Below are 21613 nucleotides of genomic sequence, written 5' to 3'. Positions count from 1 at the left end.
CGCCGGGCTTTTCCTGCGCTACTTTGCTTCGTCGGAGGGCACGGGCAGCGGTGCTACGGGTGCGCCTTTCGGAACGAACAGCGTTTCGGCCTGTTCCAGGGACATGCCGTTCGTTTCGGGCACCTTGAACATGACAAAGAAGAACGACGCCGCAGCGAAGGCTGCGTACATGGCGTACGTCAGCGGCAGCGATCCTGCCGCCATGATGGGGAAGCTAAGCGTGATGGCAAAGTTCGCGATCCATTGCGCTGCGGCTGCGAGGCCAAGGGCCCGGGCCCGGATGCGCGACGGGAAGATCTCTCCCAGCAGCACCCACACGAGCGGACCCCATGAGGCACCAAAGCTGATGACGAAGACGTTGGCAGCCACGAGGGCCACAGGACCCCAAGCGCCTGGAAGACTGATTTCGGAGCCGGTACCAACAGCGGAGGAGAAGGCCAGCGCCATGACGCCGAGGGACGCGGCCATGCCGATGGAGCCGGTCAGAAGGATGGGGCGGCGGCCGATCCGGTCCACCAAAGCGATGGCCACCAGGGTCACCAGGATGTTCGTGACGGACGTGGCGACGGAGATCGTCAGGGAGTCCTTTTCCTGGAACCCGACTGCCTTCCACAGTGTGGTGGAGTAGTAGAAGATCACGTTGATGCCAACAAACTGCTGCAGCACAGACAGGATGATGCCGATCCAGACCACTGGCAGCAGGCCGAACCTGTTACCACGCAGCGAGCCCTTCTTGGTGGAGAGCTTTTCCTGTTGGATGGATTCCTGGATCTCGCGGATGTGGCGTTCGATGTCATCGCCGGGGATCAGTTTATTGAAGATGGTGCGGGCTTGGTCTTCTTTGCCGTTGAGCACGAGGAAGTGTGGGGACTCCGGCAGGCGGAAAGCGATCCAGCCGTACACCGCGGCGGGCAAGGCACAAGCGATGAACATCCAGCGCCAGGCTTCAATGCCCAGCCACAACGTGCCGTCCGCACCACCAGCCGAATTAGCGAGCACCGCGTCGGAAAGCAGGGCTGCGAAGATACCCGTCGTGATGGCGAGCTGCTGAAGCGATGCCAAACGGCCACGTACGTGCCGTGGTGAAATTTCCGAGATGTAAGCCGGGGCAATAACCGAGGCAAGCCCAATGCCCAGGCCGCCCACCAGGCGCCAGAAAATGAGGTCCCAAACGCCGAACGCAAGCCCGGTTCCCACTGCGCTCACCAGGAAGAGCAGTGCGCCGATTTTCATGGCGGGAATGCGGCCGTACCTGTCCGCGATCTTGCCGGCGAAGTAGGCGCCGGCGGCGCAGCCCAACAGGGCAACGGCGACGGCGAAGCCTGTTAGTGCCTCGCTCATGACGAACTCGTCCGCCATCGCATCCACGGCACCGTTGACCACGGACGAATCGAAGCCGAAGAGGAACCCGCCCACGGCACCGGCGACGGCCAGGCCGATCACCTTCCGTGAAACAGGGGGCGCGCCTTCGGGGCTGGAACTGGACATGGGTCTCCCTTGGGGAATGGGGTTTGGTAAGCGAAGTGCGGGTCGTCGTCGGCTGTCCGACGGGGACGCCGGTGCACTCGCGCTACACAGTGTGGCACGTCATATCCGCCAAGTTCCAGTCAAGTGACGGACGTGACATGCATTCAGATCATTAACGCAGTACCGCCTGTCTGGTGGCTGGGAGTTAACTGTAAGCGTCTGTAACGCGCTCTGAGTCCGGTATGCAGGTGCTTGAGTCCAACAATTGAACACAAAGCACGACGGCGGTCGGTGACTCATGTAGCCAAGCGGGGTGCCGCCGTCGTCAGGCTGCGGGCGCTGAAGGTGCGGCTAGGAGAACTCCTTGAGTGCTGCAGTCAGAAGGTCTCCAGGTGCGCCGAGGCGCGTGTGCAGTCCGTAGGAAGCAATCAATTCACCGGCGATGACTACCTGCGTTACATCGCTGGCCGTCGCACTGAAAGCCAATTGCAGGGGACGGGAACCGGCAGTCCGGGTGGACGCGGGATCGACAACCATGAGGTCGCAGATCGCGCCGACCCTTAGTGCGGACGAGGCGACCGGTGTAGCCATGGAGCGCGCTGCTCCTTCCGTTGCGGCCAGCAGCAGTTCCCTCGGTGAGAACCTTCCACGCTGACCGCTGCCTAGCCGCTCTCCGTGTTCCAAAGTGCGCATTTCAATCCAAGGATCGATCACCGCGTGCTGGTCGGTGCCCAAGGCGATAGTGGCTCCGGCGTCGGAAAGTTCACGGGCGGGCCCGATCCCGTCCGCAAGGTCGGCTTCCGTGCTGGGGCACATCACAACGGTGGTTGATGCTGCGCCGAGCATGGAAATATCCTGCTGAGTCAGATGCGTGGAATGGACTGCTGAAAGCCTGGGAGACAGGAGGCCGTGGCGTTCCAAAAGACCCGCTGGAGTGGTGCCGTAGGCCTCCAAGCAGGCTTCGTTTTCGGCAGGCTGTTCGCTCAGGTGAATGTGAAGGGGAATGTCGCGAGGTAGCTGCTTGGCAACAACCTTCAGTGCTTCTTCGGGCACGGCGCGGACGGAATGCAGGGCAGCTCCTACGGACACCTTCTCGGGCGGAAACTCCTGCGCTATGGCGGTCCGGAGGGAACGCAAGCGGTCCAGCCACGCTTCCACATCCGTGTCCCCGAACCTTGCCTGCCCGGGACTGAGCGAGGTGCCTATTCCGCCGGACAAATACAGGGTGTCCAGAAGTGTCAGGCGGATCCCTGCCGACATTGCTGCGCGGGCAAGGGCCAACTCCATGGCGTGCGGCTCTGGGTACGCCGCACCACCGGGTTGGTGGTGGACGTAGTGGAACTCGGCCACGCTGCTGAAACCTGTCACCACCATCTCAGCGAACACTGCAGCGGCGAGCTTCTCGTACTTCTCAGGAGTCAGCTCCGACGCGCTCCGGTACATCTGCTCCCGCCACACCCAGAAATCTCCGCGTCCGTCGTGCGTTCTTCCGCGGAGGATCCTGTGGAAGGCGTGCGAGTGTGCGTTGGCAGCCGCAGGGAAGACGACGCCCATCAGTTTCGTGTCGCCGGGTTGGGACTGCGCGCCGCTTTCCATGGCGGAGATTCGGCCATCGATAGTTTCCACGCGCACGCCCGTAGCTACCTCCGAAAGGCCAGTGTCGTCGTCGCCACCGCCCGCGATAACGGCGGTCTCGCACCAGAACGTGCTCATAGGAGTCCCTCCAGAACATCTGCCAACGCAACAGCACCCGCGGAGGCGTCCTCATCGGCTACGTACTCCTCGGGAGAGTGTGAGATGCCGCTCGGGTTGCGGACAAAGAGCATCGCCGAGGGGACGTGGCCAGCGAGTACACCGGCATCATGCCCTGCGCCCGTTGCCAGTACTGGAGCTCCCGGCAGAAGGTTGGTCAGGCGACGGCTGAGGTTGGCATCAAAGTGCACAGTGTCGCTGTAGGACTCTTCAGTGAGGGTCGCGGTGCAACCTTCCGCCGCGGCGACGCCCTGGGCTGCACGGTAGATCGCTTCGATGAGTTGGGCGGTCACGGCGTCGTCGGGGTGGCGGGCGTCCAACCAAAGGTCCACGCGCGAGGCGATCACATTGGTCCCGCCCGGAACGGGCGTCAAGCGCCCCACTGTTGCACGGGCGTCGGGTTGCTTGGCAGCTGTTTCCCGAACGGCCAAGACGATCTGTGCGGCTGCAACCATCGGATCGGCGCGGTCTGCCATGAGCGTGGTGCCCGCGTGGTTGCCTTGGCCGTTGACGCTGATCTTCCAGCGGCCGTGGCCCAGGATCGAACTTCCTACGGCGATGGCAGGACCGTCTTGCCCCAGGCCCTTTCCCTGTTCGACGTGCAGTTCAACGAAGTCGCCGATGCGCGCCATGGCTTCCGGATCCGGGCCTATATGGCGGGGATCCAGCCCATTGGAGCTGGCGACGTCAGCGAAGGAGTCGCCGTTGATATCGCGCAAGTTCAGGGCCTTCCCGACGTCGATCGCGCCGGTGAGGAGCCGCGAACCCAGGCACGCCACGCCAAAGCGCGACCCTTCTTCCTCCGGAAAGACGGTGACTGCCAGCGATCGTGGCGGCTGGACTCCGCGGGCTTTAAGGATGTCGACGGCGGCCAGCGCGGAAGCGACGCCGAGCGGACCGTCGAATGCGCCCCCGCCGGGCACCGAATCGAGGTGGCTCCCGGTGACGAGGGCGCCGTCATGGGGCTTGCCCCACCATGCCCAGATAATGCCGTTCCTGTCCGTTTGGACATCGAGGCCGCGTTGCTGGGCTTGCTCGACGAACCACTCCCTGAGATCGAGTTCGGGTGTTGTATAGACGGGCCTGGAGTAGCCTCCGCGCACCGCGTCGCGGCCCACATCCTGGATTGAGGCAAGGAGCTGATTGACGGTTTCCACGTTTTTCCTCCGATTGAAGACTGCCACCCAGTAAAAACCAGATGCCGCCACATGACAAGGGCTTCGGCGACTATTTACGTGGTGGAAACATGCCCGGCTCCATTTGAGGAAACCACAACGTCTTATAACTGGAACTTCCCGCCAATTTCAGAAAACTCTTGCCATTTGGTGAAAAGTGATTTTTACTAAGTGGCAAGACATGGTGATGTAGACCACTTGAAAGCAGGTCAGGCAGTGGCAGCTGATTCTTCCACCCGAACAGTCGAGAGGGCCCTGGCCCTCCTCAGTGCGGTCTGTACTGACGGCTCCATCAGCCTCAGTGACGCAGCGCGGGTGGTAGACCTGTCGGCCAGTACCGCGCTCCGCCTCCTCCGCACCTTGGAAGGCAGCGGCTTTGTGACGCGGGATCCCGGGGGCAACTTTCGCCCGGGCGCAAGCGTCATTCAGCTGGGAGCGCTGGCATTAGGCCAGGAATCCTTGGTGTCGCTTTGCACGCCGCATATGAAGCGGCTTGTGGCTGAGACTGGCGAGTCCTGCTACTTGAGTATTCCCGGTCCTGGGGAAACCGGAATCTACATAGCCATCGTCGAAGGTACCCGCTCTGTCCGGCACACCAGTTGGGTCGGCAGGAGCATCCCGCTGGACGGGTCCGCCGCTGGCAAGGTGCTGACAGGCGGACAAAACGGCCGCGGTTACGCCATCGTGCGCAGTGGCGTTGAAGACGACATAACGGCCGTCGCCGCACCCATTGTGATCGGCGGCCGAACAGTGGCAGCCCTCAGCATCGTGGTGCCCAGCTACCGCTTGGACGAGGCGAAGGCCCACACATTTGGCGAGGAACTGGTGAAGGTAGCCGACACCATCCTCGTGGAACCCGACGAAAACCATGAAGTGCCCCAGGAAAGCATGGAAAAGTAAATGATCAAATTTGAAAATGTCACCAAGGCCTACCCTGACGGGACGGTGGCAGTCGATGGCCTCAACCTGGAAGCCCCCACCGGAAAGCTGACCATCCTTGTTGGTCCTTCCGGCTGCGGCAAGACCACCTCCCTGAGGATGATCAACCGCCTCATCGAACCCACCAGCGGCACCATCTACCTGGATGATCAGCCCACCTCCGGCATGGACGCAGCGTTGCTCCGCCGCAGGATCGGATACGTCATTCAGCACGCAGGACTCTTCCCGCACAAGACCATCGTGGACAACGTCTCCACCATGCCGCTACTGCTCGGGGAAAGCCGGCAGAAGGCCCGGACCAAGGCGCTCGAACTGATGGAGCGTGTTGGGCTGCCCACGAGCTTCGCCAAACGTTATCCCTGGCAGCTTTCCGGTGGCCAGCAGCAGCGTGTGGGTGTTGCCCGCGCGCTCGCATCTGACCCGGCGTTCATGCTGATGGATGAGCCTTTCAGTGCCGTTGATCCTGTAGTACGCGCCCAGCTTCAGGAGGAGTTCCTGCGCCTGCAGCGCGAAATCGGCAAAACCATCATCATGGTTACCCACGACATCGACGAAGCCCTCAAGCTCGGGGACCAGGTTGCCGTGATGCGCGTGGGCGGCAAGCTTGCACAGATGGCGTCCCCCTCAGAGCTACTCACTGCGCCCGCAGACGAGTTCGTGGCCGATTTCGTGGGCCGTGACCGCGGTTACCGCTCCCTCGGCTTTACGAAAACCGCTGGCGCCGTGGCTATCGGCGAAGAAGCCGTGGTTCACCTGGGTGCTTCTGCGGATGAGGCTCGCGCCAAGGCGCTGGGTGCTTGGGTGTTGGTGGTCGACGGCGGCCGGAAGCCTCTCGGTTGGGCTCAGACACAGCTTCTCAATGGTGAAGTGAAGCGGGAGAACCTGAATCTCAGCGGGATCCCCGCAGCAGCATCAGGAACCATGCGGCAGCTGCTCGACGCTGCCCTCTCCTCACCTAGCCGCCGCGGCGTGGTTGTCAACGAGCATGGCGAATTGATTGGGACCGTGTCTGCAACGGACGTGGTCAAGGCTATCGAGGCCGAACCACACATGGAGACGATCTGATGAACTTCGAGTGGCTGGGCCGCCAGTTCGACAACATTGTGTTCCTGCTGGGCTGGCACGTTCTGCTGGCCGTCACCCCGCTGATCCTGGGGCTGCTCATCGCACTGCCCCTTGGCTGGTGGGCGCACCGCAGCCGGCGGATCTACCCGCTCTTGGTGGGTGTTGCCGGGCTGCTCTACACAGTCCCCTCCCTGGCGCTCTTCGTGCTCCTTCCCCTGGTCCTGGGTACCAAGATCCTGGACCCTCTCAACATTGTGGCCGCACTGACCATCTACACCGTGGCTCTGCTGGTCCGTGTGGTGGCAGATGCCCTCGATTCCGTTCCGGAGGATACCGTCCAAGCCGCCAAGGCCATGGGTTATCGCGGATACCAGAGCCTTCTGAAAGTTGAACTTCCCGTGGGTGTCCCGGTGATTTGCGCAGGCTTGCGCGTCGCCGCCGTCTCCAACGTCAGCCTCGTATCTGTCGCCGCCCTGCTGGGTATACCGCAGCTCGGCTCCCTCTTCACACAGGGCTTCCAGCTCCGTTTCTACACTCCGATCATCGCCGGCATTGTGCTTTGCGTGGTCCTCGCCATGATCCTTGACGGGCTGATTATCCTCATCAACCGGTGGCTGACACCGTGGACCCCCAAGGTGGTGGCATCGTGAATTACTTGTTCGACCCCGCACACTGGAGCGGCGCAGACGGCATTCCAACGTTGATCGCTGAGCATCTCCTGTACTCCCTTATTGCCTTGGCAATTGCCGCCATCATTGCCGTGCCGCTGGGTATCTACATCGGTGTGACCGGCAAAGGTGTGTTCATGATCGCCGGCCTTGCCAACGCGCTCCGGGCACTTCCCAGCGTTGGCTTGTTGATCTTGCTGGTCCTGCTCATTTCGCCAGCTTTCCCATCCCGCATGGGCTACATACTTCCAAGTCTCATCGTGCTGGTTCTTCTGGCAGTTCCGCCCATCCTGACCAACACCTACGCCGGCGTGCGCGCTGTGGATGCTGCCGCCGTCGACGCCGCAAAAGGCATGGGGTTCCGCACCATGAAGATCCTCACGGACGTCCAGCTGCCCTGCTCTCTTCCGCTGGTTTTGTCCGGTGTCCGCAGCGCACTGTTGCAAATCATCTCGACCGCGACCATCGCCGCATACATTTCGCTTGGCGGTCTGGGCCGCCTCCTCATCGACGGCAAGGCCCAGAACGACTACGGACAAATGGTCGCCGGCGCCGTTCTGGTCGCCCTGCTGGCACTGTTCTTCGACCAGCTTCTCGCTTTCATCACCCGCCGCGTTGTCTCACCCGGATTGACCCGGCGCACCATCAAGTCGGCCACTGTGGCCGAACCCGTGAAGACCCCCGTCACGGTCTAACCAACACCGGCGCCGGTGGTTCGGCGCACAAGATTCACCTCCACCCACCCCAACCTGGCCGCTGCATGCCTTGCAGCACCCATTTCAGGAGAGTTGACATGAAGAAGTACCTCACTGGATTCACCTTGGCGGCCGTCGCTGCCATCACCCTGAGCGCCTGTGGCGGCGGGGACCCCATGAGCTCATCCAACACAGCCGCAGCAGGGGGTTCGGGCGAGAGCATCATCGTAGGTTCCGCGGACTTTCCCGAGAGCCAGCTGATCGCCAAGATCTACGCCGAAGCCTTGAAGGCCAAGGGCGTCGAGGTAACTGAGAAGCCGAGCATCGGCAGCCGTGAAGTCACCATCCCTGCGCTCAAGGACGGTTCCATCGACCTCATGCCGGAATACGGCGGCGCGCTCCTGCAGTACCTCGACTCCGCCACCAAGGCAGTGTCGTCCGAGGACGTTGCCAAGGAATTGACCACAAAGATCCCGGCCGGCCTGACCGCACTGACTGCTTCCGAAGCGGAGGACAAGGATGTCCTCACCGTCAAGAAGGAAATCGCTGACCAGTACAAACTGAAGACCATCGAAGACCTCCAGCCCGTTGCCAAGGAACTTGTGTTGGGCGGCCCGCCGGAGTGGAAGACCCGCCTCAACGGCGTTGCCGGCCTGAAGTCCGTCTACAACCTTGAGTTCAAGGAATTTTCAGCGCTCGACGCCGGTGGGCCGCTCACGCTGAACGCCCTCCTTTCCGGTCAGGTACAGGTAGCCGACCTCTTCAGTACCGATCCTGCGTTGGCTGAGAACAACCTCGTGGCGCTTGAGGACAACAAGAACCTCTTCCTTTCCGAGAACATCGTGCCGGTCATCAATGAGAAGAAGTCCACGGACACCGTCAAGGAGACACTGGACAAGGTCTCTGCTGCGCTCACCACTGAGGACCTGATCAAGATGAACGGTCGTGTGGCCAAGTTCGAGGACATCGGCGAAATCGCCAAGGAATGGCTCAAGACCAAGAACCTGGGCTAAATCCCTGCTGGTTCATTTAGCTGGCTGCTCTAGAGGAGTAAAGAATGACTGCCGATTTCACTACTGGTGCCCGTCCGGTTAAGGCCGCGCGGGGTACTGAGCTTACTGCCAAGTCGTGGCAGACCGAGGCGCCGTTGCGCATGTTGATGAATAACCTGGATCCGGAGGTTGCTGAGCGTCCGGATGATCTGGTGGTTTACGGCGGCACGGGTCGTGCTGTCCGTTCGTGGGCTGCGTTTGATGCGATTACCCGGACCCTGGAGACGATGGAGAAGGACGAAACGCTCCTGGTGCAGTCGGGCAAGCCGGTGGGTGTGTTCCGCACCCATGAGTGGGCTCCGCGGGTGTTGCTGGCCAACTCGAACCTGGTGGGGGATTGGGCGACGTGGCCTGAGTTCCGCCGTCTCGAGGCCGAGGGTTTGATGATGTACGGGCAGATGACGGCCGGGTCGTGGATTTACATCGGCACGCAGGGCATCCTGCAGGGCACGTATGAAACCTTCGCCGCGGTGGGGAACAAGCTCGCTGCGGAGGGCCGGCACCCGGCACCCGCCGCGGAGGGTTCCACGGAGGGCCCGTTGGCCGGGACGCTGACGTTGACCGGTGGTTGTGGTGGCATGGGCGGGGCGCAGCCGCTGGCGGTGACGTTGAACGACGGTGCGTGCCTGATTGTCGACGTCGACGAAACCCGCCTGCGTCGCCGGGCCGGTAAGCGGTACCTGGACGAGGTCGAAACCGATCTGGATGCTGCGATCAAGAAGGTCCAAGCCGCGAAGGACGAGCGCCGCGGCTGGTCCGTGGGGTATGTGGGCAACGCCGCTGAGGTTTTCCCGGAACTGCTGCGTCGGCATAAGGCCGGGGAGGTGACCTTTGATGTGGTCACGGACCAGACCAGTGCCCATGATCCTCTGTCCTATCTGCCGGAGGGTATTACCGTGGCGGAGTGGCATGTTGAGGCCGCGGCGGATCCGGAAGGGTTCACCAAGAAGGCCCAGGCCTCGATGGCACGGCAGGTCCAGGCGATGGTGGAGTTCCAGGACGCTGGTGCTGAGGTGTTCGATTACGGTAACTCGATCCGTGACGAGGCCCGCACGGGCGGGTACGAGCGTGCGTTTGAGTTCCCCGGCTTCGTTCCGGCCTACATTCGGCCGTTGTTCTGCGAGGGCCTTGGCCCGTTCCGCTGGGTCGCGCTCTCCGGGGACCCGGAAGACATCGCCGTCACGGACAAGGCCATCAAGGAGTTGTTCCCGGAGAACAAGCACCTGCACAAGTGGTTGGACGCTGCGGCGGACCGGGTGGAGTTCGAGGGCTTGCCGGCGCGTATTTGCTGGCTTGGGTACGGCGAACGCGCCAAGGCCGGGCTGCTGTTCAACCAGCTCGTGAAGGAGGGCAAGGTCAAGGCCCCGATCGTGATCGGCCGTGACCACCTGGACTCCGGCTCGGTGGCGTCCCCGTACCGGGAGACCGAGTCCATGGCCGATGGTTCGGACGCGGTTGCTGACTGGCCGTTGCTGAACGCCCTGATCAACACCTCTTCGGGTGCTACCTGGGTGTCGATCCATCACGGCGGCGGTGTCGGTATCGGCCGGTCGCTGCACGCCGGGCAGGTCTCCGTCGCTGACGGCACGGACCTGGCCGCGGAAAAGCTCGAACGGCTCCTGACCAACGACCCCGGCATGGGCGTCATCCGCCACGTCGACGCCGGCTACGACCGCGCCGTCGAGGTCGCCAACGAACGCGGCGTCCGCATCCCCATGAACGAGACCGCAAGCACGCGCTAACTGCATCTCGAAGGACATCCCGGGACGGCTATGCAACGCATTCTTGCCTGGCCGTCCTGGGGCAACCTAGGCATCAGTTCGAATAACAAACGATCAGCACACGCATCGGAGAGCGAGGAAACGCACCATGGACAGGGAAAGCCCGGGAACGTGGGCATCAGTCGCTATCGGAACACGGGTGACAATGACAAAAGGTGGCCACAATCCGTTTCGGGGGACTGTGGACGATAGAACCGCGGATGGCACAATTCTCTGGATCCTTTCCAGGACAGGGATTCGGAAGCTCTTTCACACTGAGGACGGGTTTCAGTTGACCCCTGGTGAACGATGACGGCACAACTCTCCCCACTGGCCTTCCAGCCTGACATCCGAGATAGTGCAGGTGTCGAACAAAACCAGTTGTCTTGTCCGGAGGACTGCTTCTACTGCGCTGCCCCGGAAACGGATTAGTGCCGGAAACTGACTGGAAAGGACCGGTTTATGGTCACGATTGATGGCTTGACGCTGGACTTGGCCGATGTCGTCGCAGTAGCCGACGGCGAAGACGTCGCGCTGGCTCCGGAAGCTTTGGTCCGAATGGACGAATCACGGAAGTCTGCTGAAGCTACGGCATTGCGGCGTCCGGTCTACGGCCGATCGACCGGCGTTGGAGCGAACCGCACCGTGTCGCTGACGGCAGCCGAGGGCCGGGATACTCACGGGCTGAAGCTTCTGCGCAGCCACGCTGTGGATGCGGGCAGAGCACTGGATCGCAGGACCGTTCGTGCGATGTTGGTTGTCAGGCTCAGCCAATTGGCGGCCGGCGGATCTGGGATCAACCCCTCCATTGCCGAACAATTGGTGGAACTCATCAATAGCGATGTCGTTCCGGAAATCCGGGAGTTCGGTGGCATCGGAACTGCGGACCTGCAGGCATTGGCCGGTACGGCGCTCACTTTGCTGGGCGAACGCCAGCCATTGGGTGGCGGTAACGTTCCCGTTCGCCTAACGGCGTGGGCAACTGCCGATGCCCTTCCGTTCATCAGCTCCAGTGCGCTGACTATTGGTCAAGCAATCCTGGCTCAGCAAAAACTGTCGAGTCTCTTGGACAACGCAGCGTCATCGGCTGCACTGTCCTTCATTGCGATGTCCGGCAACTCCGAAGCCCTGAGCCCCGCAGTAGCGGCGGCTGCGGATACCCAAGAGGTGGCCTCGGCCGCAACGATGTTCCATGGCATGGTTCACGGCAGCGGCGAGCCTGCCCGCATTCAGGATCCATACTGCTTGCGGACCTTGCCGCAGATTTTTGGCTCCCAAGCCGAGGAACTCGCGGGCTTGCATGCTCTGCTGAGCCGTCTTGTCATAGTGGGCAATGAGAATCCGCTCGTTCACGGCTCGCCGTCCGATGGCACGAACGACGTCGCTCACCACGGGCTCTTCCAGATGACTAACCTTGCCCGCCGCGTGGATACGTTGCAGCTGGCCATCGGCGCGGCGTGCGCCACTCACCTTCGGAGGATCGACCTCCTTTGCGACCCGAAATACACGGGCCTGCACCCCTTCCTGGCTGAGGACGGTTCAGGTCAGTCAGGGGTGATGATGCTCGAATATGTGGCTGCTGCCGCCGTCGGCCGGATTCGGGCCAACGCCCAGCCGGCAAGCCTGCAAACTGTGGTGCTGTCACTCGGGGCTGAGGAGGATGCAAGCTTCGCAAGCGTGGCCACCGCCCAGTTGGAATCGACGGCGGACGCACTGGCTACCGTTGCCGCCGTCGAGCTTGTTTGCGCTTCCCGTGCCCTGCGGCTGCAGGGGCGGCGACCCGAAGAGTTCGCCAGCGCACGGCTGCGCGCGATGATGCGGGCAGGTTTCACGCTGCCGTCCGATGTGGAGGATCGAGACCTTCGCGGTGACCTGGAGATGGCCATCGAGCTCATGAAGGGTTCGTACTGGAAGTAAAAGGTCCGTACTAGAAGCTGTCGACCGAATGACACCGATGACAATGACCCAAAGGAAAACGGCAGGCGGTCCGGAGACTGCCTGCCGTTCTCTACGAACCAGCTATTAATGAGCCGTTTGTCTATGAACTGGGTCTTTAGTAGCCGGCTCAATCTGTCCAGGTATCAGTGCGCCGGAACGGATTCCTTAGCTGCTGTCTTGGGATCCGTCAGCTTCTTGTTGGGCAAGGCAAAGCTGATCAGGAAGGCAATCAGCATGAGCCCCGCAGCCGTGAGCATGACGATATCGATCGCTTGGGCAAAGCCTTCAGTGATGGGCCGTGTCAGTGTGCTGTTGGCCGTGTGAAGCCAGCTGGTGTCGTTCAGCGATTCGTTGTTGGCGCCATTCTTGAAGAAGTCGAAGAGCTTGGCGTTTGCCGGGTCCGATGCCACAGCCGGGTCCGTCATCACGGCTTGGTAGTCAGGGCTGGAAGCGGCGGTCTTCATGCCTTCGGCGATCTTGTCGGCCGCCGTGCTGAACAACATGGAAATGAACACCGCCGTTCCCACAGCCCCGCCCATGGAACGGAAGAACGCCGCGGTGGAAGTGCCTACGCCCATGTCCTTGGGCGGGACGGACACCTGCATGGCGAGCGTGAGCGGCTGCATGCAGAAGCCCAATCCGACGCCGAAGAACACTGCTATCAGGCCGGGAACCCACAGGCCGGTATCGACGCCGAGCACCAAACCCATGACGGTGGCTGAAGCGGTCAGGATGGCCGTGCCCAGAATCGGGAAGATCCGGTATACGCCGGATGAGGAGATGGTTCGGCCGGCAGAGATCGACCCGAAGAGGATGCCCACGGTAAAAGTGATCATCATCAGGCCAGCCTCGGTAGGAGTCAGCCCCTTCACGAGCTGCAGGTACATAGGCAGCATTGCGATTGCGCCGAACATGCCGATGCCGATGATGAAGTTCAGCAGCGAGGACAACCCGAAAGTGGTGTTCTTGAAAAGGCGCAGCGGGATCAATGCGTAGTCCCCGGCACGCTTCTCAGCGAGCAGGAACGCCACAATGCCGATCACACCAAGTCCATAGCAGAGCCAGGATGCGCCGGAGGCCCAACCCCAAACGCGGCCCTGTTCTGCAACCAGCAGCAGGGGCACAATCGCCAGCGTGATTGCCGCCGCACCCCAGTAGTCGATCTTTTGCTTCACGTGCCGTGCCGGCAGGTGAAGGTACATGAAGACAACTACAAGGGCGGCGAGCCCGATGGGGAGGTTGATGAAGAAGACCCAGCGCCAACCTTCGAAGCCCAGGATGTTGGCCGAGCCAGCGAAGGCCCCGCCGATGACCGGGCCGAGGACGGATGAAATACCGAAGACTGACATGAAGTAGCCCTGGTACTTCGCCCTGTCCTTCAGCGCCACGATGTCACCGATGATGGTCAGCGCCAATGCCAGTAGGCCACCGGCGCCGAGGCCTTGGATGCCGCGGGCAATGGCGAGCTCCGTCATGGAGTGGACCGAGCCCGCGTAAAGGGAGCCAATCAGGAAGATCACAATGGCCACCAGGTAGAGCGGGCGGCGGCCGAATATGTCGCTGAGCTTGCCGTAGAGCGGGGTGCTTACCGTCGATGTGATGAGGTACGCCGTGGTGGCCCACGCCTGGAGGGACAGGCCATCGAGATCATTGGCAATGGTGTAGATGGACGTGGACACGATGGTTTGATCCAGCGAGGACAGGAACATGCCGAGCATGAGCCCCACCATGACGGTGAGTGTCTGACGATGCGTCAGGACCTCACCGGCGGCCCGTGAGGGCGCAGTTTTGGACATATCTTCTCCAGAGGTGGCAGAAAAGTGGGATAAGCAGGATAGTTGCTTTCAGTAACTATCTTACGACCCGATTGATTCCCGCCGAGAGAATGTTTCTTCGACTTTTCTTCCAAGTCGGCGCCTTCAAAAGGTTTAGCGCTCCACCAAAATGCCGTCCGTGTCGCAGAAAATCATCACGCCGGGCTGGATCCGCACGCGGTCGATCACCAGTTGAACGTCCACCTCACCCACTCCTGTCTTGGCACTCTTTTTTGGGTTGCTGCCCAGAGCTTTGACACCCAGGGGCAGGCGGGCGATGGCCTCGCGGTCGCGAATGGCTCCGTTGATTACTACTCCGGCCCAGCCGTTTGCTACGGCACTTTCCGCGATCATGTCACCCATAAGTGCAGTCCTCAGCGACCCTTGGCCGTCAATGACCAGAACGGCTCCGTCCCCGGGAGTGCTCAGGACGGTCTTCACCAAGGCGTTGTCCTCGAAGCATCGAATAGTGCGGACAGGCCCACTGAAGTGTGTGTGGCCACCCAAATTCTGAAACTGAACAGCGATGGACTCCAGTTCCTCGCCGCGTTCGTCGTAGAGATCGGCGGTATTTACTTGCTCGCTCATAGTGCTGCTCCTCTGTCGGTTTGAGGCCACACTAACGCGTGCGTCACGGCTGCCGCAGGAGATGTTTCGGCCTATGTGGAAAAAGGCGTGACGGCGGTTCAGTGTCGCTCCACCGCGCTAGGCTGAGTCCAAACATTGAAATGAGGGGGAACCTGCTATGAGCTTGTCCGATCTACCGGGCCCGGTGCCGGATCCAGCCGTAGTCCGCGGAGGTACGGCAACGGCACTGGCTGAACCTGTTACCCGGGTTCGGCCGATCTGGGTCACCGGCGTTGTGCTGGTCAACCTTGGTATCAACGCAGCGTTCTTTGGCCCCCTCCAAGTTCTTCTCGGACAGCAGGCGGCCCACTTCGATGAAGGCCAAAAGGAAGCAATCCTTGCTTTGGTCACTGGCTGCGGTGCCGCTGTTTCCATGGTTGCGAATCCCTTGTTTGGCGCCTTCAGCGATCGCACGACGTCGCGATTTGGACGCCGTGTCCCTTGGGTCCTGATGGGCGCCATTCTGGGGGCGGTGGCCCTAGTTGCCTTGGCCGGCGCTCCCAACGTCGCAGCCATGACGGTGCTTTGGTGTCTGGTGCAGGCGGGAGCGAACGCCATGTACGCGGCGATCTTCGCTGCTATACCGGACCGTGTTCCCGTGCCGCAGCGCGGAACTGTGGGCGGCCTGGCAGCCATGGGTCAGACCGTGGGCATCCTTGTTGGAGCAATAATTGCTGCCGTCGTAGCCGGAGACTTTGCCGCCGGTTACTGGGTATGCGCCGCGGCGCTGCTGGCCGGCGTCGTGCTTTACCTGCTGAAAAGCGACGATCAGCCCCTGCCGCCCGGCGAGCGTCCCGCTTTCAAAATGGTGAGTTTCCTCCAGGGCTTCTGGGTTTCGCCTAAGCGCTACCCGGATTTCGCTTGGGCCTGGCTGACCAGATTCCTGGTCAGCACGGGCAATCACATGGTGACGATCTACTTGCTCTACTTTCTCAGCGACGCAGTCCGGCTCAAGGAAACGGAGGGAATTGAGCCGGAGTTCGGGGTCTTGGTCGTCACAGGGCTGTATGCCGTCACTGTCATCATCACCAGCGTCCTGGGTGGGCGGCTGAGCGACAGGATGGGCAAGCGAAAACCCTTGGTTATCGCCTCGTCCGCCATCATCGCTGCGGCCTCGCTGATTCTTGCTTTTGCGCCTACCTGGATCGGTGCGATTGCAGGAGCAACGGTGCTGGGGATTGGATTCGGAGCCTACTTGGCTGTGGACTTCGCCCTGATCACGGAGGTCCTGCCCGCCGCCATGGATCGAGGAAGGCACCTTGGGGTCATCAATATCGCCAACTCACTGCCGCAGGTTTTGGCTCCAGCCATCGCCTTTCTCTTTGTCAAGAACTTGGGCGGCTACGTCTCGCTCTACGTAGCCGCCGCAGTGATTGGTCTTTTGGGAGCAGTGTTCGTGGTGAAGATCAAGAGCGTCGCATAGACCTAGAACAGGTCCGTGAACCCGCCCCAGCCCCAGCCCACCACTTCAGCGCCGGCCCAGCCGGCATGGCCGTTGCCGTAGTAGGCGCGCAGTTGGCCTGAGCCGTCCACGGCAAAGACATCGAGGCTGCCGTCGGCGTTGATGTCGCCTGCGCTGCCGATCTTGCTCATGCCGTTCCAGCCTTGACCAACAACGGTCATGCCGTTCCAGCCACCGATTCCGTTTCCGCTGTAGAGCCTCAGGTAGCCGGAAGCATCGCGTGCCAGGACGTCAACGTTTGTGTCGCCGTCGAAGTCGCCGGGGGTGATGATCGCGTTCAGTGCGTTCCAGCCTTGGCCGGCCACGGACCTTGGCAGCCATCCGCCCTCCCCGTCCCCGGGGTAGAGGTAAAGAATTCCGTTGGCATCGCGGGCCAGGATGTCGTTGGTGCCATCGCTGTTGAAGTCCCCGGGGGCCACCAACGACGTGAAGATGTTCCAACCGGTGCCGACTTTCCTAGGACCGTTCCAGCCGCCTGAACCATCGCCGCTGTACAGGTAAAGGCCGCCGGCCGAGTCCCGTCCCAGGACGTCGTTGCTGCCGTCGCCGTCGAAGTCGCCGGGGGAGAGCACTGTGGGGAAGATGTTCCAACCGGTGCCGACGGTCCGAGCCGGTTCCCAGCTGTTGAACACGCGCGGGTACATCACCAAGGCGCCGTCGCTGCGGCGGGCCAGGAGCTCGAATGCGCCGCGGCTGGTGAAGCCATTGGGGCGGTTCGAAGCGGAAATCGGCGCAGTTTCCTCGCTGGCAACTTCCAGGCCCTCGCAGGGATGGTTTGCCACCAGGTGCGCTGCGATGGTTTTGCCGCGGTCTTCTTCGCCGAGGAGGTAGTGGGGCCAGGTTGTATGGTCGGCGGCCAACTCGCCGTCGCGAGTCCAGTAGATGCGTGTATCGGGCCCGGACGCCTGGGCGCAGCCCTTATAGGCCATAGGATCCCATGAAACCGTCAGCGTGGAACCAACATAAGGAGCGCCTGTAATTACTGGAGGTTCAGGGTCCATGTTGGCCATAGCGGGAGCGGGGGCAAGTACTACTGCTGCAAAGATCGCAGCCGCTACTCCGGCAATTGCCCGGCGCATGCCGGACGTAGGGCGTGATGAAGCAAACATTGTGTCCTCCCCAGACTTTATGCGGTTAATGGTACCGCGTCTGGGATTTTCCTAGAAGATTGCTGTGAACCATCCAAAGCCTGCGCCTACAACCTCGGTGCCCTTCCAGCCGGTCTTTCCGTCGCTGTAGTAGGCAAGCAAGCGGCCTTGCTGGTCCACCCCGTAAACATCGGGGAAGCCGTCCCCGTTGAAGTCGCCGGCGCCGCCTATGAACCTGAGCGCGTTCCATCCGACGCCGATCATCCAGGACCGTGACCAGCCGCCTGCACCGTTGCCTCCGTAAAAGAACAGGTACCCACTGCGGTCACGCGCCAGGATGTCTACATTGCCGTCGCCATTGAAGTCGCCAGGGGTTGCCAATGCGTCCATAACGTTCCAGCCGGTCCCGACGGCGGTTCGAGCCAACCATCCGCCGGCGCCATTGCCCGGGTAGAGGTAAAGGGCGCCGCCGGGTTCCCTTGCCAGGACGTCGTTGTGGCCATCACCGTTGAAGTCGCCCGGGCCGATGATGGAGTCGAACACGTTCCATCCATTGCCGATTGACTTGGCCGGCTTCCATCCCCCGGCCCCGTCTCCGCCGAAGAGGTAGAGCCCGCCGACGGAGTCGCGCACGATCACGTCGCTTTTGCCGTCGCCGTCGAAGTCGCCCGGGGAGAAGGCCGTGTTGAAGATGTTGAAGCCATACCCCACTGTTCGTGCAGGGTCCCAGGTACTGCCATTTCGCCCGTAGAGCAACAGCGAGCCGTCATTGGCGCGGGTTAAGAGTTCGAAGCTGCGTCCCGTGAATCCTGCCGCCCGGTTCACGGCGCCAACAGGCTTGGTTTCGTTGCTATGTAGGGACTCTCCGCCGCAGGCCGTTCTGCTGGCCGTGACGTGGGCGGCCATCCGGGCGCCTGTGTCATCGGGCTCAAGGAGGTAGCTCCGGGTTGTTTCGCCGGCCACGAGGAAGCCATCCCGGGTCCAGTACACCGTGAAGTCCGGGCCTTTGCCACCCCCGCAGCCATAAAAAGTGTAGGCACCTATGTCAGCGGTCAGCTTTTTGCCCACAAACGCTTCGCCGTTGAGTATGGGGTCTGGTCCGTTGCTGGGCGCGGCCGACGCCGGCAGGGGACAAAGGGCCATGGCCGCCACAGTGGCGGTCAGCAGCGCGGCTGCAATCCGACGTCGTAATGTCCCCATGCGTGTTCCTCCCGGTGCGCCATCAAACCTGCATGAAGTGTATGTGTCTGCAGGGTCGATAGCCGGGAGCGGCGTGGCTCATGGGCGCAAAGGGAGCTCTCAGCAAACGGTCATTTTGCTCCCGTATCATTGATGCGATCGGCCAGCCGCGGTCCTTGACCCAGCCGGCCGTTTCCTTGTCAGCCTGCCAAGAGATCGCCGGAAATGCCCGCATCAAACTCACTGGAACCCTACTCCCTTGACCTGACCACGGGGCTGCCCCGTATGGCTGCCGCACCCACCACGCCGCGGCAGCAGCTGCGCTATGCCCGCATCCTGAAGACTGCCGAAGGATTTGCCCAGCGGCAATTCGATACCTTGAGCTTGTCTGACGTTGCTGCCCGCGCTGACATTCCACTTGGCACGCTCTATCGCTACTTTCCCTCTACGGCCCACCTCATGCTGGCCGTCTATCGGCAGCAGCTGCGGGAACTTCGCGACGGCGTCCGACTGCGGGAAGGCAAAGGCCACGCCCTCGCGGGTTTGATGATGGAGATCTTCCATCTGAGGGTCATGCAGCCGGGAGTGGAACACTGCCTCATCCGGCCCGCGGGCAAGGACAACGACACTGCACAGCTACTGCGGGAAATAGATGCCCTGTCCGAGGAAGTGGTTGGGTCGCTGAGCAGGGACCCTGGGAAGGACGCCGTCAGGGCCCGGATCCTGTTGCACCTGGTGAGCGGGTTGGTACAAGCCGTCCGCTGTCGCAGGCTGTCTCTGTTTGAGGCCGAGAAGGATCTCAAGAAAGCGTGCACGCTCCTCACTGGCGAGGAGTGAAATGCTGCTGGTCTAGACCGGCAAGGCGTAAGAACACGTTTTTGGAATGACGTAGATCACATTTGCTGGTGGTTGAACGTTTTACTCTCGAATCGTCTCTCTTGGTATTGAATCTTGTACCCTCGGCGCTTCCCTAGGCTGGAAACACCGAAGCGGCTAGCAGCCCCCTATCTGCAGAAGCAATGCCGGACCAGTCACCCTTGGTCCGCACCAGCAGTTCTGTTCCTGCCCGAATCGTGCCGTGGGTTCACGGCTAGCCTGAGGAGACAAAGACGTGTCCATTGAGACAATTGCAACTGATAACGACGCCCTGGTACTGAGCGAAGAAGAGATCTTCGCGGCACACGAAGGCGGCAAGCTGACCATCTCCAGCACCGTTCCGCTCAATAACAAGCGGGACCTTTCCATCGCATACACCCCGGGCGTCGCCCAGGTCAGCCGCGCGATCCACGCCAACCCCGAACTTGCCCGCACGCACACTTGGGCTGAACGCCTGGTTGTTGTGGTCAGCGATGGCACTGCCGTTCTGGGTCTTGGCAACATTGGCCCCAGCGCCTCATTGCCGGTCATGGAGGGAAAGTCGGCCCTGTTCAAGTCCTTCGGCGATCTCGACTCCATCCCGCTGGTGCTCAACACCACCGACGTGGACGAGATCATCGAGACCCTGGTCCGTCTCCGCCCGAGCTTCGGCGCCGTGAACCTTGAGGACATCTCGGCTCCGCGCTGCTTCGAACTCGAAGAGCGCCTGATCGAAGCCTTGGACTGCCCGGTCATGCACGATGACCAGCACGGCACCGCCGTGGTGGTTCTTGCCGCCCTGACCAATGCTGCCAAGGTGACTCAGCGCGAACTCTCCGGCCTTAAGGTTGTTGTATCGGGCGCAGGTGCCGCAGGCATCGCCATTGCCGAGATTCTCCTTGCTGTTGGCATCAAGGACGTCATCCTGCTCGACTCCAAGGGTGTGGTCAACGCTGACCGTGCCGACCTCGTGGCCGACCCCGGAAGCGTCAAGGCCCGTATGGCCCAGCGGACGAACCCGCGCGGCATCACCGGTGGTCCGGGTGAAGGTCTGACGGGAGCCGACGTCTTTGTGGGCGTCTCCTCTTCCAAGTTGGACGAAGAACACCTGAAGCTCATGAACGACCAGTCGATCGTGTTCGCCCTGTCCAACCCGGACCCGGAAGTTCTTCCCGAGGTTGCCCGGAAGTATGCAGCAGTAGTTGCCACCGGCCGCAGCGACTTCCCGAACCAGATCAACAACGTGCTGGCCTTCCCCGGCATCTTCCGCGGCGCACTCGACGCCAAGGCCCGCCGCATCACGCCGGCCATGAAGATCGCCGCAGCCAACGCCATCGCTGAACTGGCCGCAGAAGACCTCTCGGCGGACTACATCGTGCCGAGCCCGCTGGACGCCCGAGTGGCGCCGGCCGTCACAGCGGCAGTCGCTGCCGCAGTGACTGAATAGCGGTTACCGACTTCGAACCAACGACGGCGACGCTTCCCCTGCTGGGGAGCGTCGCCGTCGTTTGTGGTTAAGCCGGTCTGGCTGCGCCGCTGGCCGGCCAAGGGGCCCATAGACTTGGGGCCATGAATGCCGAACTTATCGTGACCATCCTGTGCGGCCTGGCTATTGCGGTAGGTGTCGCCGGAACCATCATTCCCGTACTTCCCGGGAGCATCCTCATTGGTGCGAGCCTGCTGGCTTGGGCCATCTGGGGAGGTGCAGGTCCGCTCGGCTGGGTGATCTTCGCCGTCGGAATGGTGTTCGTGGTGGCGGGAATGGCGGCCAGTGCCGTGCTCACCGGAAGGAAACTGAAACAGCACGGTATCCCCAACAGGTCTGTGCTGATCGGCGTGGTCCTGGGTGTTGTGGGAATGTTCGTCATTCCCGTGGTGGGGCTCTTTGTTGGGTTCGCCGTCGGACTTCTCCTCAGTGAAGTCCAGCGGACCCGTGACTTCCGTGCAGCTGTGCGTTCGAGCGGCGCTGCGCTGAAAGCGACCGGCATCGGCATCCTGGTGGAGTTCGGACTCGCCTGTGCTGCGGCCAGTACGTGGATCATCGGCGTCTGGATCAACGCCGTGAACGGCTAAACCC

General features: G+C 61.8%; 18 protein-coding genes. 11 read left to right on the top strand and 7 right to left on the bottom strand.

Annotated elements, in window-relative coordinates:
* Positions 1–18: 18 nt before the first annotated feature.
* The 3 genes from KCX59_RS20560 to KCX59_RS20550 form a co-directional block, all read right to left on the bottom strand.
* On the bottom strand, positions 19–1488 hold the full coding sequence (locus KCX59_RS20560; RefSeq protein ID WP_179016854.1) for a sugar porter family MFS transporter: 1470 nt from the start codon (positions 1486–1488) through the stop codon (positions 19–21).
* A gap of 330 nt (positions 1489–1818) precedes the next feature.
* On the bottom strand, positions 1819–3180 hold the full coding sequence (locus tag KCX59_RS20555; RefSeq protein ID WP_179016856.1) for a formimidoylglutamate deiminase: 1362 nt from the start codon (positions 3178–3180) through the stop codon (positions 1819–1821).
* Positions 3177–4376: an allantoate amidohydrolase gene (locus KCX59_RS20550; RefSeq protein ID WP_179016858.1), complete on the bottom strand. Its 1200-nt coding sequence runs from the start codon at positions 4374–4376 to the stop codon at positions 3177–3179. The genes KCX59_RS20555 and KCX59_RS20550 overlap by 4 nt, the downstream gene beginning before the upstream one ends.
* A 189-nt stretch (positions 4377–4565) precedes the next feature.
* Between KCX59_RS20550 and KCX59_RS20545 the strand changes: the two genes are divergently transcribed.
* The 7 genes from KCX59_RS20545 to KCX59_RS20515 all read left to right on the top strand — a co-directional run bounded on the left by KCX59_RS20545 (position 4566) and on the right by KCX59_RS20515 (position 12490).
* Entirely contained in the window at positions 4566–5294 is a 729-nt protein-coding gene (locus tag KCX59_RS20545) for an IclR family transcriptional regulator (RefSeq protein ID WP_178993631.1), read from the top strand.
* Positions 5295–6398, top strand: coding sequence for an ATP-binding cassette domain-containing protein (locus KCX59_RS20540; RefSeq protein WP_178993629.1), 1104 nt, complete (start codon positions 5295–5297; stop codon positions 6396–6398).
* A complete protein-coding gene (locus KCX59_RS20535; protein WP_014923069.1) occupies positions 6398–7048 on the top strand; it encodes an ABC transporter permease in 651 nt (216 codons plus the stop codon). Before KCX59_RS20540 ends, KCX59_RS20535 begins: the two co-directional genes overlap by 1 nt.
* Positions 7045–7761: an ABC transporter permease gene (locus tag KCX59_RS20530; protein ID WP_370628875.1), complete on the top strand. Its 717-nt coding sequence runs from the start codon at positions 7045–7047 to the stop codon at positions 7759–7761. The genes KCX59_RS20535 and KCX59_RS20530 overlap by 4 nt, the downstream gene beginning before the upstream one ends.
* A 98-nt stretch (positions 7762–7859) precedes the next feature.
* A complete protein-coding gene (locus KCX59_RS20525) occupies positions 7860–8774 on the top strand; it encodes an ABC transporter substrate-binding protein (RefSeq protein ID WP_179016860.1) in 915 nt (304 codons plus the stop codon).
* A 44-nt stretch (positions 8775–8818) separates the two neighbouring features.
* The gene (locus KCX59_RS20520) at positions 8819–10555 is read left to right on the top strand and encodes a urocanate hydratase (RefSeq protein ID WP_434122540.1); all 1737 of its coding nucleotides are present in this window, start codon (positions 8819–8821) and stop codon (positions 10553–10555) included.
* Positions 10556–11035: 480 nt separating this feature from the next.
* Positions 11036–12490 carry an aromatic amino acid ammonia-lyase gene (locus KCX59_RS20515; RefSeq protein WP_179016764.1) on the top strand — a complete coding sequence of 485 codons (1455 nt, stop codon included), beginning with the start codon at positions 11036–11038 and terminating at the stop codon, positions 12488–12490.
* A 164-nt stretch (positions 12491–12654) separates the two neighbouring features.
* Here the strand turns inward: KCX59_RS20515 and KCX59_RS20510 are convergent, their stop codons facing one another.
* Both KCX59_RS20510 and rraA read right to left on the bottom strand, forming a co-directional pair.
* Positions 12655–14307, bottom strand: a complete 1653-nt coding sequence (locus KCX59_RS20510; RefSeq protein WP_179016763.1) for an MDR family MFS transporter — start codon at positions 14305–14307, stop codon at positions 12655–12657.
* A gap of 132 nt (positions 14308–14439) precedes the next feature.
* A complete protein-coding gene (gene rraA / locus KCX59_RS20505) occupies positions 14440–14913 on the bottom strand; it encodes a ribonuclease E activity regulator RraA (protein WP_054809070.1) in 474 nt (157 codons plus the stop codon).
* A gap of 157 nt (positions 14914–15070) precedes the next feature.
* On the opposite strand from rraA, the gene KCX59_RS20500 reads away from it, so the two are divergent.
* Positions 15071–16375 (top strand): MFS transporter, encoded by a 1305-nt coding sequence (locus KCX59_RS20500; protein WP_179016762.1) that lies wholly within the window; start codon positions 15071–15073, stop codon positions 16373–16375.
* A gap of 2 nt (positions 16376–16377) precedes the next feature.
* Here KCX59_RS20500 and KCX59_RS20495 read toward each other — a convergent pair whose 3' ends face one another.
* Positions 16378–17523 (bottom strand): FG-GAP-like repeat-containing protein, encoded by a 1146-nt coding sequence (locus KCX59_RS20495; RefSeq protein WP_179016761.1) that lies wholly within the window; start codon positions 17521–17523, stop codon positions 16378–16380.
* Positions 17524–17574: 51 nt separating this feature from the next.
* A complete protein-coding gene (locus KCX59_RS20490; RefSeq protein ID WP_178993536.1) occupies positions 17575–18702 on the bottom strand; it encodes an FG-GAP repeat domain-containing protein in 1128 nt (375 codons plus the stop codon).
* Positions 18703–18906: 204 nt separating this feature from the next.
* Between KCX59_RS20490 and KCX59_RS20485 the strand changes: the two genes are divergently transcribed.
* From KCX59_RS20485 to KCX59_RS20475, 3 genes are all read left to right on the top strand, one after another.
* Complete coding sequence (locus KCX59_RS20485) at positions 18907–19518, top strand: TetR/AcrR family transcriptional regulator (protein WP_179016760.1); 612 nt, start codon at positions 18907–18909, stop codon at positions 19516–19518.
* A gap of 274 nt (positions 19519–19792) precedes the next feature.
* The gene (locus tag KCX59_RS20480; protein WP_179016759.1) at positions 19793–20983 is read left to right on the top strand and encodes an NAD(P)-dependent malic enzyme; all 1191 of its coding nucleotides are present in this window, start codon (positions 19793–19795) and stop codon (positions 20981–20983) included.
* Between the two features lie 122 nt (positions 20984–21105).
* Complete coding sequence (locus tag KCX59_RS20475) at positions 21106–21609, top strand: DUF456 domain-containing protein (RefSeq protein ID WP_091463635.1); 504 nt, start codon at positions 21106–21108, stop codon at positions 21607–21609.
* The last annotated feature ends 4 nt before the right edge of the window (positions 21610–21613 follow it).

Source organism: Paenarthrobacter nitroguajacolicus (assembly GCF_051027655.1).
In the GTDB taxonomy this organism is placed as follows: Bacteria; Actinomycetota; Actinomycetes; order Actinomycetales; family Micrococcaceae; genus Arthrobacter; species Arthrobacter nitroguajacolicus.
This window is presented reverse-complemented; position numbering and strand designations above follow the sequence as displayed.